Source organism: uncultured Gemmiger sp. (genome assembly GCF_934561205.1).
Classification (GTDB): Bacteria; Bacillota; Clostridia; order Oscillospirales; family Ruminococcaceae; genus Gemmiger.
In genome coordinates this window covers 270,279-286,108 of sequence record NZ_CAKTFU010000001.1, presented here as the reverse complement: position 1 = coordinate 286,108, position 15,830 = coordinate 270,279, and the positions used below count along the sequence as shown (strand labels likewise).

Sequence of the window (15,830 nt, the reverse complement as noted above, 5' to 3'; positions counted from 1 at the left end):
TCGGCTCTTTTAGCAATACTATCTACCGGAATCTTGCCCTCGCCCTCTCCAAACTCCACATCAATGTGGATATAACTATCGGCTTTTTTGTGGGACAAAAGAACTACCGTCTCGACGTGTTTGGTATGCGGAAAAAGATCGACAGGGATGCAGCGGCGGGCGCGGTAGCCGCTGCGGCCGAACAGCACTACGTCGCGGGCGAGGGTTTCGGGGTCGCAGCTGACGTATACCACGCGCTTGGGGGCCATTTTGGCCACGGCAGCGATACATTCCGGGGTGCTGCCCGCGCGGGGCGGATCCAAGAAAATGACGTCAGGGTGCAGTTTGTCGGCTTGCTGCATCATCCACTCGGTGGCGTCGGCACAGACAAAGGCGGCGTTTGTAATATGGTTGCGGCGGGCGTTGGCGGCGGCGTCCCTGGCGGCGGCAGGGTTGCGCTCGACGCCGATGACCTGCGCGGCCTTGGCGGCGGCGCACAGGCCGATGGTGCCGATGCCGCAGTAGGCGTCAATAACGGTCTCCTTGCCGGTCAGGGCGGCCAGTTCCAGCGCGGTGCGGTACAGCACTTCGGTCTGAACGGGGTTGACCTGATAAAAGCTGCGGGAGGAAATCGCAAATTGCAGCCCGCACAGGGTGTCTGCCACAAAATCGCGTCCGAACAACGTTTTTTCGCGGTTGCCCAGCACGGCGCTGGTCTGCGTGGGGTTGATATTCTGCACAATACCCACGACCCAAGGCGCTGCCTTGCGCAGGGCGCTGCAGAAATTGCGGCTGCCCGGCAGCTCGGGGCGGGCGGTCACAATCGTCACCAGCACCTTGCCCTCGCGCGAGGCACGCAGCACCGCATGGCGCACAAGGCCGGTGCCGCGGTCCTCGTCATAGGCAGTCCAGCGGCAAGCGCGGGCGGCGTCCAGTATGGCGGCCAGCGTCTGGTTCAACGCCTTGTTTTGCAAAAGGCAGTTGCAGCCCGGCAGCACGCGGTGGCTGCCCTCGGCATACAGGCCAAGCACCAATTTTCCGCGCTGCATCGCAAAGGTGGCGATGGCCTTGTTGCGGTAATGCCACGGCTCCCGCATGGCGCGCAGCGGCTCGACGGGGACATAATGCCCCAGCAGCGTACTGACGCGCGCCTGCTTTTTGGCAGTCTGTTCGGGGTAAGGCAGGGCAAGCAGGGGGCAGCCGCCGCACTTTTTATCATAGTTTTCGCAGGTGTTGGGCATAAGCGATTCTCCTTGTCATAGAATGGAAAGACGTGGTATAATGCAGATACAAACGGAGGTGTTTGTCATGAATGTTTTGCTGATCAACGGCAGCCCGCACAAGCAGGGCTGCACCTATACCGCACTCAGCGAGGTCGCCGCCGCGCTGAACGAATGCGGCGTAGAGACAACGATTTTTCACATCGGCGCGGCCCCTGTGGGCGGCTGTGTGGGCTGCGGCGGCTGTGCCAAGGCAGGGCAGTGCGTGTTTGGCGGGCCGGTGGCAGAGGTCTTGCCGCTGGTGCAAAAGGCCGATGCAGTCGTTTTCGGCGCACCGGTACACTATGCCACGGCGGCGGGCAGTATGCTGGGCTTTATGCATCGTCTGGCATATAGCGCGGGGCGGTATCTGCACCATAAACCGGCAGCCGTTGTGACCAGTGCGCGCCGCGCGGGCACGACCGATGCGCTGAACGCCATGGAAAAGGTGCCTCAATTTCTGGAAATGCCGCTGGTCAGCTCCACCTACTGGCCGATGGTGCACGGCTCCGACGCCGGGCAGGTTCGCCTGGATGAGGAAGGCTGCCAGACCATGCGCAACCTGGGACGCAACATGGCGTGGCTGCTGCACTGCATCGAGGCAGGCAGGGCGGCGGGTATTGAACCGCCCACAGCTGAAACCGGAAAACGCACCAACTTTATCCGCTGAAACGGCAGGGAGCAAGTGCTCCCTGCCGCTTTTTCGGTTATTCCTCAGGGGAGACAGCCTCCACCACCGTGTCGGCGGCGGGCAGCTCGGCGGAGGCGTGGCCGGTGGGGTAGACGCCCTGCAAAAGCGCCACGATGGGCTGATAATCGCTGGTGCGTGCGGCGGCGGTCACATACACCGTCTCGCCGCAGGCGTAGTCCAGCTGCGCAAAAATCGCCTGGTAACTGCCGCAGTCATAGCGAACGGCCTTGGCGTCGGCGTCGGGCACGGCCAGCTCCATGTCGTATTTTACGGTGCCTGTGGTTTCCTCCAGCTCCTGGCCGGATTGCGCCAGAAAATCCGTGTAATCGTCACATTTTTGCAAAAGAACTACCGTATAGCTCAGCTTGTTGCCCGCCACCATCGACAGTGTGTCCGCTTGGGCCAGCGTGGGGGTGCTCCATGTGTTTTGGTCAAATACGACGCTGACACCGTTGGCACCGTCGCAGCGGGCGTAGTCGGCTTCCTCACTTTGCACAAAATCATCACCGCCGTACAAGTACAGCATGGTGTCCTTAAAAGAGCAGCCCGCCAACCCCAGTGCCAGCACGGCGGCTGAAAGAACAGCAAAAAATTTACGTTTCATAGTCCTATTTCCTTTACAACAGCATGACGGGGTAGAAACCGAGCATGGATACGAACACAACAAACAGTTCGCTGCCCAGCAGGGCAAATATGGCACCGAAGGCAAGCCCTGCCAGCACGTCGCTTATGTAGTGTACCCCGCACAAAACACGGGATACGGCAATGATAACGGCCAGCACCGCCAGCACCACAGCGGCAGGGGGCAGAACATACCACACGGCCACCGCAATGGCTGCCACCGAAAAGCAGTGCCGGCTTGGCATGCTGCAGCCCGGCTGATTTTTGGGAAACAGCGGTTTTTCGCCATATTTTGTGTAGGGGCGCGGGCGGTTGATACCTTTGCGCAGTGCGGTGCCTACCAAAAAAGCGGCGGCGGGCACAAGGGCGGCGGGCAGCAGCTGCGTCCACATGGTGTGGTACGCCATCCAAGCCAGCAACCCCAGGTAGATCCCGTACACCGACCACACGGCAGCCTTGCTGACCCAAAACAGCACATTTTTTGCGGCACTGTGGCTGCGGAACCAACGCAGCATCGCGCGGTAATTCTGCTCAGACATACAAGCTCCTTATGGTTTCCGGATACCTTATAAAAGAATTGATTTTATAGTATCATTTTTGGGCGGGAAAGTCAATTTGCCCGCATCATTCGGTGGGAAAATCCGCTGCGTCAGGCACAGCGGCGGTTTCCTGCACGGGTTCGTCGCGCGCGGCGTCTGCCATTGTCTCGGCGGTGGTCACCAGCCCCGAAACCTCACCGCCCGGCTTTTGCAGCAGGTAGGCACCCACGGGCTTTGCCTTGTACACCAGCAGCACGCAGTAGGTGTCGTGACCCTCAGTCGAAAGCTGCGGGCAGAGCAGCGTCCATTTCTCCACGGTTTTGCCCTTGCAGTCTGCCAGTGTCAGGCCACTTTCCTGCACAACGCCGTCAAAGGCGGCAAAGCTGTCGTCCCATTTGCGGGGAATTTTGACCTTATCCACCGCGGCTGAGGATAGATCCGTGTCAAAGCCGCGGCCTGTAAAATAGTCCGCGATATCCTGTGTGGTCGCTATCTCGGTATGGGTGGCGGCGGCTGTCGGGACACTCTGCCCCGAAAACCGCACCGCCGCTGCCACGGTGCCGCACAGGCACGCCGCACACAGTGCCAGCGCCCCCGTCTGCCGCAAGCCGGGCTTGGTAACGGTAAACAAAAACATACGCGCAGCCCCTTTCCAACGATGTCCTTGTACATCGTATGCAAAAAGTCTGCGCGTATGCGTTATTTATATTGCGGCTTGGGGGCGTACCACTGGAAGATCACGGCGTCGTTGTCGGCCTCCAGCTTTTGGGTGTCGTGCTCAGGCAAAGCTGTCCACATGACAGACATGGCGCCCAGCCTGATGCACAGGGACACCGCCCAGTTACGCGGGGCAGGGCACCAGGCGATAAAATCCGGCCGCGCCATAAAGTTGCCGAACAGGTGCGAAAGCGCATAGGCCGCCAACGGGCGGGCACCGCTTTCGCGGTTGGCCTTGTAGCTGTCGGCCAGCTGACCGCGCAAAACGCCGGGTGCCATGCGGCGTACCAGCGCCACCACGCGGGGGTCAAAACTCTCCAGGCAGTAAGGGCCGGGGTAGTCCTGCAGCGTGTCCAGCGTGGCCCGCACCAGCTCGGTCAGGTACGCCTTGGAATACTCGGTTCGGCTTTTGATCTCCACGATCAACGGGGTGGCGGGGTTGGCATCGGCCACGGTCTTCAGCATATCGGAAAACAGCGGGGGATGCTCCTCACTGCCCGCCAGCGGCAAAGCGGAAAATTCCGCCCACGGCATATCGTGCACAAAGCCCTTGGCGGGGGTCATGCGGTCTAACGTGTCATCGTGGAAAACCACCAGCTTTTTGTCGCTGGTAAACTGTACATCCAGCTCGATGCCGTAGCCGTTTTTGGCGGCAGCGGCAAAGGCGGGCAGGCTGTTTTCGGGCGGGCGCTGGTCCTTGCCGAAGTACCCGCGGTGGGCGTAGTTGCGGCCGTAAAAGGGCTTGCGCAGTGCGGCGCGCCTGGCACCGGGCAAAACGCAGAACAGCACCACGGCGGCAAGCAGGAGCAAAATCAATACAACTGTCATAAAAAATCACCTTCCGCGCCTATTGTACCGCGATGTCTGTCGATTTGCAACCGATTTCCGGGCGAAAAAGTCATTTTGTGGCAAAAGATTTTGTCCTTTTTGTTGCGCACAGGCGCGTGCTTTGCTATAATAAAAGTACCGCGCGGCATTTCCGCCGGGAAGTATAGGGAGGGTTTTGTATGAAAGCTGTAATTACTGTTATCGGACGCGACACGGTGGGTGTTGTTGCCAAGGTCAGCGCCGTATGCGCCGAACTGAACATCAACATCGAGGATGTGTCCCAATCCATCATGCAGGACATGTTCTGCATGATCATGCTGGTCAACCTGAACCGCTGCGCCGTCGACAGCGCCGCCATGCGCGAGCGCTTTGCCGCCTTGGGCAAGGAGATGCAGATGCAGGTCACTGTGACCCGTCAGGAAGTCTTTGACGCCATGCACACGGTATAACAGGGGGGGCAGGGTAATGAGAATCATCAACAGCGGCGATATAATGGAAACCATCGAGATGCTGACCGAGGAAAACCTCGACGTCCGCACCGTTACCATGGGCATCAGCCTGTTGGACTGCATCGACCCCGATGCCGAGAAGGCCTGCGAGAAGATCTACAACAAAATCGTGCGCCTGGCGGGCAACCTGGTGTCCGTTGTGGACGGCATCAGCTCCGAGTACGGTATTCCCATCGTCAACAAGCGCATCAGCGTAACGCCCATTGCCATGCTGCTGGGCGCTGCCCCCGATGCCGATCCCGTGCTGTACGCCAAAACGCTGGACCGCGCTGCCAAGGCCGTGGGCGTCAACTTTATCGGCGGCTTCGGTGCGCTGGTACACAAGGGCTTTTCTGCCGGTGACCGCCGCCTGATCGAGGCGATCCCCCGCGCTTTGGCCGAAACCGACATCGTCTGTTCCAGCGTCAACATCGGCTCGACCAAGTCGGGCATCAACATGGACGCCGTCAAGCTGATGGGCGAGGTCGTGCGCGAGACCGCCGAGCTGACCAAGGACAATATGTGCATGGGCGATGCCAAGCTGGTCGTGTTCTGCAACGCGCCGGAGGATAACCCCTTTATGGCGGGTGCCTTCCACGGCGCGGGCGAGCCGGACTGCGAGATCCACGTCGGTGTTTCCGGCCCCGGTGCCGTGCGCGCCGCGCTGGCCAAGCTGCCCAAGGACGCCCCCATGGACGAGGTGGCCGAGCTTGTCAAGCGCACCGCCTTCAAGATCACCCGTCTGGGTCAGCTGGTCGCCAACCTGGCCAGCGAGCGCCTGGGTGTGCCCGCGGGCATCATTGACCTGTCGCTGGCACCTACCCCCGCCATCGGTGACAGTGTCGCCAACATTCTGGAAGAAATGGGCCTGGAAAGCTGCGGCTGCTGCGGCACCACCGCCTGCCTGGCTCTTTTGAACGATGCCGTCAAGAAGGGCGGCGTCATGGCCTCCAACCATGTGGGCGGCCTGTCCGGCGCATTTATCCCCGTGTCGGAGGATGACGGCATGATCAACGCCGCCAACTGCGGCAGCCTGACGCTGGAAAAGCTGGAAGCCATGACCGCTGTCTGCTCGGTCGGCATCGACATGGTGGTTATCCCCGGCGATACCCCGGCGGAGGTCATCAGCGGCCTGATCGCCGACGAGGCCGCCATCGGCATGGTCAACAGCAAGACCACGGCGGTGCGTGTTATCCCCGCCATCGGCCACAAGGCCGGTGACGTGCTGGACTTCGGCGGTCTTTTGGGTCACGCGCCCATCATGCCCATCAGCCAATACAGCCCGGCGGTCATGATCCACCGCGGCGGCCGTATCCCCGCCCCCATGCAGGCACTGAAAAACTAAGGATGGTTCTTTGCCATGTCGGTTTTGCTTCCGGTTTTGCTTTTGAACCTTGCGGCGCTGCTGCTGCAGGAATTTTTGCATACAAGCTCGATGCACTGCTACTTTACGGCGCTGTGCACGGCGCTGGCCGTTCTGTACGCTGCCGGCGTGTGCGGGGTTATGCCCGCCGCCGCTGCGGGGCTGTGGGTGCTGACGGCTGCGGGTGCTGCGGTCTATCTGGTGCGGCATCTGCGCAAAAAGGATCTGGCGGCCCGCCTGCGGGACTATGCCGACCCCTTTGCCCTGCTGTATAACGGGGCGGCGGCGGTATTTGCCGTGATTTTTACGCTGCAAAAGCCGCTGTGCTATTACTGGGACGAGTATTCGTTCTGGAGCGTATCCGCCAAATATGTCAAGTATTACGGGCAGTATTATAACCGTCAGCCGGATCTGACCTTCTCCACACTGCCGCCTATGAACAGCGTCCTGGGGTACTTTTTTATGTATTTCAGCCGCGATTTTGCGGACTATAAGCTGCTGTTGGCCTATGCGTTCCTGATGCTGGTGGTCTTTGCCATGACGGCCGCCTGGCTGCACAAAAAGACCCAAAACCTGCCGCTGGCGGTGGGTGCCTTTGCGGTGCTGGTGTTCTCCCCGTTTTGGGAGGCATACCATACCGCTGCCGAGGATTACAGTTCGCTGTCCTACGCCTACGGCACGACAATGGTGGATTTTCTTATCGCGGTGGTGTTTTTGGGGTGTGCTGTCTCCTACCTGGAAAGCGGGCGCGCCCTGCTCACCCTGCCGCCGCTTGTCTATCTGACGCTGATGAAAAACACCAGCGTGTTCTTTGCCTTGCAGGCGGCTGCGCTTATCACGTTTTTTGCCGTCTTTGCGTCGAGGCCAAATCGACGGAGAAAGTCCTTGTCGGTCGTGCTGACCCTTGTGCTGACGATGGCCGTTGTGGGGACGTCTTATCTTTCGTGGTTTTGGTGTCTGGCCAAGACAACGCCCGAATCTACCGTGTCCGCCTTCACCCTGACCGAACCGGAAGGGGAGAGAGAAATTATGCGCGCCCCCGCCGCCGAGGCGGCGCCCGACGCACAGCCGGAAACGGAAATAGCGGAAACGCCGCCGCAGGAGCAGGCCGAAGAACCTGCCGAACTGCAGCAGGACGAAGAACAGGCCGACGGAGACTTCCTGTCGATTTTTGTGGCGTCCCGCCGTTCGCAGCGGCATAAGCAGGTGCTGGAAACCATGCGGCAGGAATTTGCCACAGCCAAAATCACCGCTTTTGTACCGGACAGATTTTTGGTAGTGCTGCTGTTGGCGCTGGGGCTTCTGTGCGCAGCCCTGTGCAAAAAGCATCGCCTGCCGTTGGCACTGCTGGCGGTGGCCCTTGCTGCCGGTGCACTTGTGTACAACCTTACCATCAGCTATTTTATCGCGGATTTCAACGATGGCATGGTGGAATATCCCCGCTACATGACCAGCTATTACTGGTTGTGGCTGTATATGGTGTTCCTTGTGGCCGTGCCGATTCTGCATGCCATGCGCCCTGCGGCGGCACAGCTGGCCATGGCGGCACTGGCCTGCTTTGGCCTGTCCACGGTGCTGAACACGGGGCTTTCCCACACGGTGTTTGCGGCCCCGCAAAACGCCTACGCGCAGGAACTGGCAGCGGAAGAAATCATCGAAAAATACCGCGATTTCCTGACAAAGGACACCCGTGTCTATGTGCCGCTTCGCGACCAGGACACCTGGAGCTACTTTTTATATAAGCAGCGGCTGCTGCCGGCGCTGGCCGATGTGGACACCCTGAATTCAGGGTTGGATTTTACCGTTTCTTTCCGTGACCATATCGACCCCGACAGCGAGCGCACCTATTATAATGTGGCAGACCTTACCACCTTTACCGAGGTTATGCGCACCTACTTTGACTATGTTCTGATCGTCGACCCCGACCCTGAATTTGTGCAGACCTACAGCAGTCTGTTTGCAGGGGGCGTCCGCGGCGGTGTGCTGTACAAAATTACGGGGGAAGATATCCCTTTGCAGGAGGTGGATGTCCATGACTGAGCGCCTGCAAGCCTTCCGCCGTTATGCTCACGCCCATTTTGCGCGCTTGCTGGCGGCGGCCTATCTGCTTACGGCGGTGTCCGTCGTGGTACTGCACCTTGTCTACGGAGCCTGCATTGCGCTGAGCGGCCGGTTTTCCGCCAAGGATTTGACCGTGTCGGATTTTGAGGCGGTCGGGGCGATGCCTGCCGGCTACCAAACGGTGCTGACCACGACCGATGACGACCAGCTGATTTATGACGGCCCTGTGCGGGAATTGGATATCATTTTTATCTCCTCACAGGATCCCGGCGAGATGGTGGCATTTTACACCCACAAGCCAAACGGAGAGTTTGGCACCGACCGCATGGTCTACGCCCAAAAATACGGCGATGGCTACCGCTTTGTTTTCCCGGATTCCACCTGCCGTATTCGGCTGGATCTCGGTGTGTATCCGGGCGTGTGGTTTGACTTTTTGGAAATCAGGATCAACCCGGACGGCTGGCAGAATTTGTTCCGCTTTGGCACGAAGGATTTGTTTTACGGCCTTGTCTGCCCGCCTGTCGTGCTGTTTTTGGCGCTGGCCCTGTGCGACGCGGCGGCAGATTGGCCCCGCCGCAGAAAATAACGGCAAAGTCCCCTCCCACGGAGGGGGCATTTTGGCTGCCGAAAAAAGTTGCGCCGCGAAGCAAAAAACTGCTTGACGAAACCCGTCGGGAGTGTTAAAGTAATATCGGTAGGGTATGTCCCTGCCCAATTTTATAAGAAAAGTGTGGTGGTTGTCATGGATACACCCAGTAGTCCCAGTCCTGTGTACCGATGTATCTTGAATAAGGCAGCCGTCATATTTTGGTTGGGAAAAGCAGACTATGCGCTAAGTTAGGCGTATGGGTCCGCTGTGCGTTGCATTTTCCCAAAAGTAAAGTGTTCGGCTGCCGCCTGAAAAGGAGGCGGCTTTTTTATGTCCGATACTGCAATTCTGACCCTGAAAACCATGCTGGCCAACTTGGACGATGCAAAAAAGTACCAGAGCCTGCGGGATGTCATGGAAAACCTGCCCGCGCCCGATTTGGCTGCGGTGTTTGAGGATCTCCCGCCCGAAAAGCTCCCCGTGCTGTTTCGCCTGTGTCCCAAGGACCTGGCAGCGGAAATTTTTGCCGAGCTTACCCCCGAGACCCAGCAGACCCTGATCGACTGCCTGACCGATAAAGAACTGAAGGTCGTGGTCAATGATCTGTTTGTTGATGATGCGACGGATCTGGTGGAGGAAATGCCCGCCAATGTCGTCAAGCGTATTTTGGCGCAGGCTGACCCGGCGACCCGCCGCATGATCAACGAACTGCTCAAATACCCCGAGGATTCCGCCGGCGGTGTCATGACCACCGAGTTTATGGAGCTGCGCGCCGGTATGACGGTGACGCAGGCCATCGAATCCATCCGCAAAAACGGCTTTGACAAGGAAACCATCAACAACTGCTACGTTACCGACCGTGACCGCACGCTGATCGGCGTGGTCTCGCTGCGCGCGCTGATACTCTGCCGCGAGCCGGACGCCGAGCATATCGCTGACCTGATGGACGAAAACGTCATCAGCGTCAGCACCACCACCGACCAGGAGGATGTCTCCCAGCTGTTTGAAAAATACGGCTTTCTGGCAATTCCCGTTGTGGACAACGAAAAGCGCCTGGTCGGCATCGTGACCATCGACGACGCTATCTCCATCCTGCAGGACGAGGCCAGCGAAGACATCGCCAAGATGAACGCTATCGGCCCCACCGACAAGCCCTACTTCAAGCAGTCCATGTGGGATCTGTACAAGAGCCGCGCCCCGTGGCTGCTGTTCCTGATGGTGTCGTCCTCCTTCTCCAGCATGGTCATCCGCGGGTACGAGGATGCGCTGGCCGCCGTCACCGTGCTGACCGCCTATATCCCGCTGCTGACCGACACCGGCGGCAACGCGGGCAGCCAGAGTACCTCCACCATCATCCGTGGTATGGCGCTGGGTGATATTGAGCCGAAGGACCTGCCGCGCATTTTGTGGCGCGAGAGCCGCGCCGCTATTCTGTGCGGCGGCACGCTGGCGATTCTGAACTTCCTCAAGCTGATCGCGCTGGACGGCATTGCGGCCCCCGTGGCGGCCGTCGTCTGCCTGACGCTGATCTGCACGGTGCTGCTGTCCCAGATCATCGGCGGCTTTTTGCCCGTTGTGGCGGAAAAATTCCACCTTGACCCTGCCGTTATGGCGTCGCCCCTGATTACCACCATCGTGGATACCACTACGCTGCTGATCTACTTCAACATCGCAAAGATCCTGCTCAAAATTTGAACACTGTGTATAAAAATGTAAATTGTGCCGCATCGCCCGATGTGGTACAATTTTTTTATAGAATAAACGACAAGGAGCGTTTCAGCCATGGATATGCAGGCATTTTATACCGGCCATGCCTTTGATGCGTATGAGTTTTTCGGTGCCCACACCTATTTTGGCGGCACCCATTTTGCCGTCTGGGCACCCGCCGCACAGCATGTGCGGGTCGTGGGTGAATTTGGTGAGTACGACATGCACCGCACCCATTCCGGCGTGTGGGAGGCCGACGTAAACGGCGCCGATGCGGGCATGGCCTACCAGTACCGCGTCACGGGGGCCAACGGCCGCACGGTCGACCACTGCGACCCCTACGGCTTTGCCATGAAGCTGCGCCCCGACGGCCGCAGCATCATTGCCGAGCGTCCCGACGGCTTTGCCGACGAAAAGTGGTTGGCGCAGCGCAGCAAAAACTACGACAAGCCGCTGAATATCTACGAGGTACACATGGGCAGCTGGCGGCAGAAGGAGGACGGCAGCTGGTACACCTACGCCGAGCTGGCCGACCTTTTGCCCACTTACTGCAAAAAATACGGCTACACCCACCTGGAGCTGATGCCCCTGGCCGAGTATCCCTTTGACGGCAGCTGGGGCTACCAGACCACGGGTTTTTTTGCCCCCACCAGCCGCTACGGCACGCCGGAGGAGCTGGCACAGTTCATCAACGCCTGCCACAAGCAGGGCATCGGCGTGATTCTGGACTTTGTGCCGGTGCACTTTGCCGTGGATGAATACGGTCTGAAAGAGTTTGACGGCACGCCTTTGTATGAGTACCCCGCCGCCAGCGTGGGGCAGAGCGAGTGGGGCAGCTGCAACTTTATGCACTCCCGTGGGGAGATCCGCTGCTTTATCCAGTCCTGCGCGGACTACTGGCTGCGGGTGTTCCACGCCGACGGCCTGCGCATGGACGCCGTCAGCCGCCTGATCTACTGGCAGGGCGACCCCAACCGCGGGGTCAACGGCAGCACGCTGGAGTTTTTGAAAGGGATGAACGCCGGCTTGCAGCAGCGCCACCCCACGGCCATGCTGATTGCCGAGGATTCCACCAACTTCCCCAAGGTCACCGCGCCCGTCGAGTACGGCGGTCTGGGCTTTGACTACAAATGGGACCTCGGCTGGATGAACGACACGCTGGACTACTTCAAAAAAACACCCGCAGAACGCAAGCATAACCTGGGCAAGCTGACCTTCTCGATGATGTATGCGTGGAACGAGCATTACATTTTACCCTTCAGCCACGACGAAAATGTTCACGGCAAGGCGACCATCGTGCAAAAAATGTACGGCGAGTATGAGGGCAAGTTCCCGCAGGCGCGGACGCTGTACCTGTATATGGCGATCCACCCCGGCAAAAAGCTGGACTTTATGGGCAATGAGTTTGCCCAGCTGCGCGAATGGGACGAAAGCCGCGAGCAGGACTGGTCGGTGCTGAAGTACCCCAACCACGACAGCTTCCGTGCGTTCCGCAAGGCGCTGAACGAGGCCTACCTGCAAAACGACGGTTTCTGGTCGCGGGAGTACGACCCCGCCGCCTTCCTGTGGCTGGACTGCGCCCACCCCGAAAAAAACGCCTGCGCCATCTGGCGGCAGGGGAGCGAGGGCGCCGTGCTGGCGGCGTTCAACTTTGGTGACACCGAATTGACCGACTACGAGCTGACGCTGCCCCAAAAGGGCAAGCTGACCCTGCTGCTGCATACCGACTGGACGGATTTCGGCGGCGGCACGGCTAAGCCCGTCAAGGCAAAGGCATTGCCCGCAGCCGATACGCTGACGCTGGATCTGCCGCCCTTCAGCGGTGTGCTGTACGCGCTTATATAATAAGGAAGAAAAGCCCCGCGCCGCCCGAATTTCACGGGCGGCGCGGGGCTTGTTTTTATGGGTTACATGGGGGCAATGTCAAAGCGGTAGATGGTCGTGCTGCTGTACGGGTGGTCGGGCAGGACGGTAGTGTCGGGGAAATCCGGATGGTTCGGTGCATCGGGAAAATCCTCGGTCTCAAAGCAGACGGCGTCCCGCTTATGGTACTCGGTGCCGTCCTTGCCGGGGGTTTTCGGCGCCAGGTAGTTGGCGCTGTACAGGTGCATACCGGGCAGGGTGGTCAGCACCTCCATGCGGATGCCGGTCATCGGGCCTGTGACCCACGCGGCGTGGCGCAGACCGCTGTCGCGGATGATGAAGCACTGGTCATAGCCCAAGCAGTTTTTCAGGGCAATGTGGTCGGCCTCGATATCGCGGCCGATGGTTTTCTCCTCGTTGAAGTCCAGCGGCGTACCTGCCACGGGCAGCTTGCGCCCGGTGGGGATATTGTGGGCGTCACATTCCAGATACTGGTCTGCGTCGATGGTCAGCCGATGCCCCAGCGCGGTTCCGGTGCCCTGGCCGTTCAGGTTAAAATAGCTGTGGTTCGTCATGTTGCAGACGGTCGGCGCGTCGGTGGTGGCGGCATAGCGGATGACCAGCCCGCTCTTGGCCAGGCTGTACTGAATTTCCAGCTCCAGATTGCCGGGGAACCCGTCGGTGCCGTCGGCACTCAGGGCGGTCAGCGTCACGCTGTCGGCGGTATCGGGGGTGGGCTCCATCGTAAACAGGCTGCTGCGGAACCCGTGCAGGCCGCTGTGCAGGCAGTTGCCGTTCTCGTTGGGGGTGACATGCACGATTTTTTCGTACAGGGGGAACTGCGCCCCGCCGATGCGGTTGGCAAAGCGGCCGACGGCAGCGCCCATGCTGTCGCCGTTCAGCTCGTAATCGGTGGCGGAGTCATAGCCCAGCGCCACGTCCACGGGGTTGCCGCTGCGGTCGGGCACGACAATGCGGTGGATGATGGCACCGTAGTTCAGGATATGTACCTCGATAAAATCGTTTTTCAGAACGGCAACCTTGACGGGCTTGCCGTCAGCGGTGCTGCCGAAATCACGGATCAGAACAGACATTGGACATACCTCCCGGCCTTACGGCTCTTTTTGTTCTTGCGCTGCCAGATCTTCCTTTACGCAGTCGGCCAGCTTGCCGGTGCCGTAGTTCAGCATACGGTTGACGCGGCTGACCGTGGCGCTGGACGCGCCGGTCTCGCGGCGAATCTCACTGTATACCTTGCCTTGCAAAAGGCAGCCGGCCACGGCGTAGCGCTGTTCCATGGTGTGCAGCTCGGTCACGGCGCAAAGATCATCAAAAAATCGCAGGCAATCCTCCAGATTGTCTAAGCGCAGAATGGCTTCGTACATGGCAAGATTGCGGTCATTGGGGTCCAGGGGTGCAGGGCGCATAGAGGGGCGCCTCCTTATCTTGTGAATTTTGTTTGCAGCGGGGGCATAGATTATCTGTATTTTAGCAAATTTGCCCAACATAGTCAATAGTTTAAACCGTAAAAGTGCGATAAAACGGGTTGCGCAATATCCCGAAAAAGTGTAAAATGAATCTATTCTACAAAGGCGGACAGAAAATTATGGAAATTACGGTAATTTTATTAATCGTCCTGCTGGTGCTGGCACTGGCGGGGGATATACTTTTGGCGGTGCTGCTGCGGCGCAGCGGCAAAAAAACGGCGGCGGCCCCCACGGCGCAGGAGTATGTGGACGCCATGACCCCCGTTTTGCAGGGGGAAACCGACCTTTTGTCGGAGCAGCTGCGCGCGATGCAGGGCGAGAGTGTGCGCACGACGTCGGCCTCTCTGCGGGATTTTTCCGCCGTGCTCAGTGAGAACCAGCGCCAGACGGCGGCGGCCAACACCGCCCGGCTGGAATCTATCGACCGCGCGGGGGCGGCGCGGCAGAAGGCTGCCAACGATGCTATGCTGGCGCAGCTGACGATGATGGAAACCCGCTTAAAAAATCTGGAGGATTCCAACGCCGTCCGCTTGGAGGGAGTGCGCGGGGCGGTGGTGCAGGGGCTGAACACCATCCGCGCCGACAACAACCAAAAATTGGAGGAGATCCGCGGTACGGTGGAGGAAAAATTGCAGGACGCCCTGCAAAAGCGCATCACCGATTCCTTCCGCACCGTCAGCACCCAGCTGGAGCAGGTGTACAAGGGTCTTGGCGAGATGCAGAGCCTGGCCGCCGATGTCGGCAGCCTGAAACAGGTGCTTTCGGGCGTGAAAACGCGCGGTATCCTGGGCGAGGTACAGCTGGGCGCGATTTTAGAGCAGATCCTTGCGCCCGGTCAGTACGAAGAAAACGTTGCCACGGTACCCGGCAGCGCCAACCGTGTGGAGTATGCCATCAAGCTGCCGGGGCAGGAGGGGCCGGTCTGGCTGCCCATTGACGCCAAGTTCCCCGGCGATACCTACCAGCATTTGCAGGCAGCTTTGCAGCAGGGCGATGCCGCAGCGGCTGCCGCCATGCGCAAGGCGCTGTACAACGTGCTGCGGCAGGAGGCCAAGGACATCCACGACAAGTACATTGAGGTACCCTACACAACGAATTTCGGCATCCTGTTTTTGCCGTTTGAGGGGCTGTATGCCGAGGTGGTTTCCGGCGGCGTGACCGAGACCCTGCAGCGCGATTACCAAATCACCGTGGCGGGTCCCTCCACCATGGCGGCGCTGCTGAATGCGCTGCAGATGGGCTTCCGCACGCTGGCGATCCAAAAGCGCAGCGGCGAGGTCTGGACGGTGCTGGGCGCGGTAAAGACCGAGTTTGAAAAGTTCGGCACAGGGCTGGCGCAGATGCAGCGGCACCTGAACCAGACAGGCTCCGATCTGGAAGAGCTGATCGGCACGCGCAGCCGCGCCATCACCCGCAAGCTGGAATCGGTGCAGCAGCTGGAGGATGACACGGCAAGGGAGATTCTGGGCATAGGGGACGAGGGAAAACAGATAATAGATAAAAGATAAAAAATAAGGTGGTGTTGGCACACCCCTTGGCGGGGTGTGCCAACAAATGGCGGGGCGTGCCAACAAACGGGCAACAGGGGTAAATAAGAAATCAATTTGTCAAAAAGCCCATTTCCGGGCAGTAATGTAG

Annotated in this window: 15 protein-coding genes; 8 read left to right on the top strand and 7 right to left on the bottom strand. The window is 59.4% G+C overall.

What is annotated here, in order from left to right; genetic code table 11:
* On the bottom strand, positions 1–1,220 hold a 1,220-nt coding region (gene rlmD / locus Q0I19_RS01380), incomplete at its 3' end, for a 23S rRNA (uracil(1939)-C(5))-methyltransferase RlmD (protein ID WP_296023175.1).
* A gap of 67 nt (positions 1,221–1,287) precedes the next feature.
* On the opposite strand from rlmD, the gene Q0I19_RS01375 reads away from it, so the two are divergent.
* Entirely contained in the window at positions 1,288–1,908 is a 621-nt protein-coding gene (locus tag Q0I19_RS01375; RefSeq protein ID WP_294759615.1) for a flavodoxin family protein, read from the top strand.
* A gap of 37 nt (positions 1,909–1,945) precedes the next feature.
* Here the strand turns inward: Q0I19_RS01375 and Q0I19_RS01370 are convergent, their stop codons facing one another.
* The 4 genes from Q0I19_RS01370 to Q0I19_RS01355 form a co-directional block, all read right to left on the bottom strand.
* On the bottom strand, positions 1,946–2,533 hold the full coding sequence (locus Q0I19_RS01370; protein WP_294759614.1) for a hypothetical protein: 588 nt from the start codon (positions 2,531–2,533) through the stop codon (positions 1,946–1,948).
* A 13-nt stretch (positions 2,534–2,546) separates the two neighbouring features.
* Positions 2,547–3,089 (bottom strand): phosphatase PAP2 family protein, encoded by a 543-nt coding sequence (locus Q0I19_RS01365; RefSeq protein WP_294759612.1) that lies wholly within the window; start codon positions 3,087–3,089, stop codon positions 2,547–2,549.
* 85 nt (positions 3,090–3,174) lie between these two features.
* Positions 3,175–3,726, bottom strand: a complete 552-nt coding sequence (locus Q0I19_RS01360) for a DUF4830 domain-containing protein (protein ID WP_294759611.1) — start codon at positions 3,724–3,726, stop codon at positions 3,175–3,177.
* Between the two features lie 62 nt (positions 3,727–3,788).
* Positions 3,789–4,634, bottom strand: a complete 846-nt coding sequence (locus tag Q0I19_RS01355) for a glycerophosphodiester phosphodiesterase family protein (RefSeq protein WP_294759610.1) — start codon at positions 4,632–4,634, stop codon at positions 3,789–3,791.
* Positions 4,635–4,813: 179 nt separating this feature from the next.
* On the opposite strand from Q0I19_RS01355, the gene Q0I19_RS01350 reads away from it, so the two are divergent.
* From Q0I19_RS01350 to glgB, 6 genes are all read left to right on the top strand, one after another.
* Positions 4,814–5,083, top strand: a complete 270-nt coding sequence (locus Q0I19_RS01350) for an ACT domain-containing protein (RefSeq protein ID WP_294759609.1) — start codon at positions 4,814–4,816, stop codon at positions 5,081–5,083.
* Positions 5,084–5,099: 16 nt separating this feature from the next.
* Positions 5,100–6,467: a PFL family protein gene (locus tag Q0I19_RS01345; RefSeq protein WP_294759607.1), complete on the top strand. Its 1,368-nt coding sequence runs from the start codon at positions 5,100–5,102 to the stop codon at positions 6,465–6,467.
* Positions 6,468–6,482: 15 nt separating this feature from the next.
* Entirely contained in the window at positions 6,483–8,525 is a 2,043-nt protein-coding gene (locus Q0I19_RS01340; RefSeq protein ID WP_294759605.1) for a hypothetical protein, read from the top strand.
* On the top strand, positions 8,518–9,132 hold the full coding sequence (locus Q0I19_RS01335; RefSeq protein ID WP_294759604.1) for a hypothetical protein: 615 nt from the start codon (positions 8,518–8,520) through the stop codon (positions 9,130–9,132). Before Q0I19_RS01340 ends, Q0I19_RS01335 begins: the two co-directional genes overlap by 8 nt.
* A 333-nt stretch (positions 9,133–9,465) precedes the next feature.
* Positions 9,466–10,830 (top strand): magnesium transporter, encoded by a 1,365-nt coding sequence (mgtE, locus tag Q0I19_RS01330; RefSeq protein WP_294759603.1) that lies wholly within the window; start codon positions 9,466–9,468, stop codon positions 10,828–10,830.
* Between the two features lie 87 nt (positions 10,831–10,917).
* Complete coding sequence (gene glgB, locus Q0I19_RS01325; protein ID WP_294759601.1) at positions 10,918–12,687, top strand: 1,4-alpha-glucan branching protein GlgB; 1,770 nt, start codon at positions 10,918–10,920, stop codon at positions 12,685–12,687.
* Positions 12,688–12,749: 62 nt separating this feature from the next.
* Here glgB and Q0I19_RS01320 read toward each other — a convergent pair whose 3' ends face one another.
* Both Q0I19_RS01320 and Q0I19_RS01315 read right to left on the bottom strand, forming a co-directional pair.
* Positions 12,750–13,799: an aldose epimerase family protein gene (locus tag Q0I19_RS01320; RefSeq protein ID WP_294759600.1), complete on the bottom strand. Its 1,050-nt coding sequence runs from the start codon at positions 13,797–13,799 to the stop codon at positions 12,750–12,752.
* An 18-nt stretch (positions 13,800–13,817) separates the two neighbouring features.
* Positions 13,818–14,132, bottom strand: a complete 315-nt coding sequence (locus tag Q0I19_RS01315) for a YerC/YecD family TrpR-related protein (protein WP_294759598.1) — start codon at positions 14,130–14,132, stop codon at positions 13,818–13,820.
* 179 nt (positions 14,133–14,311) lie between these two features.
* Here Q0I19_RS01315 and rmuC point away from each other — a divergent pair, with 179 nt between their 5' ends.
* A complete protein-coding gene (rmuC, locus tag Q0I19_RS01310) occupies positions 14,312–15,700 on the top strand; it encodes a DNA recombination protein RmuC (protein ID WP_294759596.1) in 1,389 nt (462 codons plus the stop codon).
* Positions 15,701–15,830 lie beyond the last annotated feature (130 nt).

Coding starts and splice junctions, on each gene's coding strand:
- Q0I19_RS01375 (WP_294759615.1), top strand. CDS start 1,288: ATGAATGTTTTGCTGATCAACGGCAGCCCGCACAAGCAGGGCTGCACC.
- Q0I19_RS01370 (WP_294759614.1), bottom strand. CDS start 2,533: ATGAAACGTAAATTTTTTGCTGTTCTTTCAGCCGCCGTGCTGGCACTG.
- Q0I19_RS01365 (WP_294759612.1), bottom strand. CDS start 3,089: ATGTCTGAGCAGAATTACCGCGCGATGCTGCGTTGGTTCCGCAGCCAC.
- Q0I19_RS01360 (WP_294759611.1), bottom strand. CDS start 3,726: ATGTTTTTGTTTACCGTTACCAAGCCCGGCTTGCGGCAGACGGGGGCG.
- Q0I19_RS01355 (WP_294759610.1), bottom strand. CDS start 4,634: ATGACAGTTGTATTGATTTTGCTCCTGCTTGCCGCCGTGGTGCTGTTC.
- Q0I19_RS01350 (WP_294759609.1), top strand. CDS start 4,814: ATGAAAGCTGTAATTACTGTTATCGGACGCGACACGGTGGGTGTTGTT.
- Q0I19_RS01345 (WP_294759607.1), top strand. CDS start 5,100: ATGAGAATCATCAACAGCGGCGATATAATGGAAACCATCGAGATGCTG.
- Q0I19_RS01340 (WP_294759605.1), top strand. CDS start 6,483: ATGTCGGTTTTGCTTCCGGTTTTGCTTTTGAACCTTGCGGCGCTGCTG.
- Q0I19_RS01335 (WP_294759604.1), top strand. CDS start 8,518: ATGACTGAGCGCCTGCAAGCCTTCCGCCGTTATGCTCACGCCCATTTT.
- mgtE (WP_294759603.1), top strand. CDS start 9,466: ATGTCCGATACTGCAATTCTGACCCTGAAAACCATGCTGGCCAACTTG.
- glgB (WP_294759601.1), top strand. CDS start 10,918: ATGGATATGCAGGCATTTTATACCGGCCATGCCTTTGATGCGTATGAG.
- Q0I19_RS01320 (WP_294759600.1), bottom strand. CDS start 13,799: ATGTCTGTTCTGATCCGTGATTTCGGCAGCACCGCTGACGGCAAGCCC.
- Q0I19_RS01315 (WP_294759598.1), bottom strand. CDS start 14,132: ATGCGCCCTGCACCCCTGGACCCCAATGACCGCAATCTTGCCATGTAC.
- rmuC (WP_294759596.1), top strand. CDS start 14,312: ATGGAAATTACGGTAATTTTATTAATCGTCCTGCTGGTGCTGGCACTG.